This window comes from Vibrio sp. Vb1574, assembly GCF_033338675.1.
In genome coordinates this window covers 1-1,384 of record NZ_JAWOTC010000214.1, presented here as the reverse complement: position 1 = coordinate 1,384, position 1,384 = coordinate 1, and the positions used below count along the sequence as shown (strand labels likewise).

General features: G+C 44.3%; 2 protein-coding genes. Both read right to left on the bottom strand.

Going from position 1 to position 1,384, the window contains the following annotated elements:
• Positions 1-14 precede the first annotated feature (14 nt).
• A complete protein-coding gene (locus R7O12_RS24925) occupies positions 15-1,166 on the bottom strand; it encodes a patatin family protein (RefSeq protein WP_005453952.1) in 1,152 nt (383 codons plus the stop codon).
• Positions 1,167-1,196: 30 nt separating this feature from the next.
• Positions 1,197-1,289, bottom strand: a complete 93-nt coding sequence (locus R7O12_RS24920; protein WP_005494575.1) for a YnhF family membrane protein — start codon at positions 1,287-1,289, stop codon at positions 1,197-1,199.
• Positions 1,290-1,384: the final 95 nt, after the last annotated feature.

Sequence of the window (1,384 nt, the reverse complement as noted above, 5' to 3'; positions counted from 1 at the left end):
TGACTTACGCTAGCTCAAGCGCTTTCTCGACCTTCAAGATCCATATTCAGTTGATCGTACAACTGAACCAGATTAAACCCGGCTTGCAAGCCCAATTGATAATCATGTTCTAACGCTTCTGGTTCACTCAGGAGTGAAGAAGATTTCAAGCCCTCTTTGGGCGCAATTTGCAAAATAAACGTGTCGTCCGGTGGGTTTGATAAAAACGCCTGCGTTAGCTCAAAGGTCTGATAGTGAATCATCAGCATATCGGCCAAGCCAGAATCAAAATTCTCACCAATCAAATGGCTTAATCGATACAAATTATCAGCACCAAATAACCAACGACCACCGTTGAGAAGCATTTTCCCAGTTAACTTAGACTGGTGCGCAGTATTAATTTTTTGTTGGAAGAAAGACGTCCAGTCAGACTTCCATTGGCTGACTTTTTGTTGCCAAGATTGCTGCACCGAGTTTATGGATTCGCGATACCATTCTACTGGCACGTCTCCGATTTCACTTTGCGCCCTCGCCTCTATCTCAGAGAAGGGTTCTGTGCGAATCACAATAATGTTGCGCGCATTTTGTCGCCACGCTTCTTGAACCGGAATCGAGGCTGATACACCACCATCCACAAACTTTTGCCCATTTACATCGACAGGGCCATGGTACAACTTAGGAATCGCACAAGTGGCTAGCATGGTGTGGAACCAATCATCCCCAAGAATCGGCAAATACTGATCGGATAAATTTTCCACGTTCGTAACGGCTGCAAACGCTCCTCTTCCAGCCAAGGTCTTACGCCCTAAATCGAGATCAAGTTTGTAAGGAAAATCTTGGATTCTTTCTAGCGCCCACTCAAGACTCAAGTATTGTTGCTTACGAATGTAGCGGAAAAGATTAAAAAACTCAGGAGAAGTAGTCAGTTCGGTAATGAACGCTTTACCCATGCCATGTTGACGACATAAATACGAGCAAAGGTTTAGAGCACCGGCAGAAGTGCCGTAAAACTCATCGAAAGGATCGAAATTAGAAAGGAGTAGTGCATCCAACACTCCAGCGGTAAAAATCCCTCGCTGCCCTCCTCCTTGTGTGACTAGAGCAGTTTTGCCATGTCTAAAGTGCTCATAAACTTCTATATCGAGCTCTGTATGGCTTTCGGTGATTATACCGCTGTTACGTATCATCGGCTCACGCCAGTTTTCTGATGCTTATTGTTAGGCCGTCGTAATCGCAATAATTCCGAACGACAAAAGCACTGCGAAAACACTGACGACAATGATTAGTGCGGATTTTAGATCGTGTTCCATAAACGCCTCCTTGACCTGTAACAAATTAATAACACCAGTGTGAAACATGTTCAAGATTTGGTTAATTTAGTCGCGCGATTTTGACTAAGCCATCA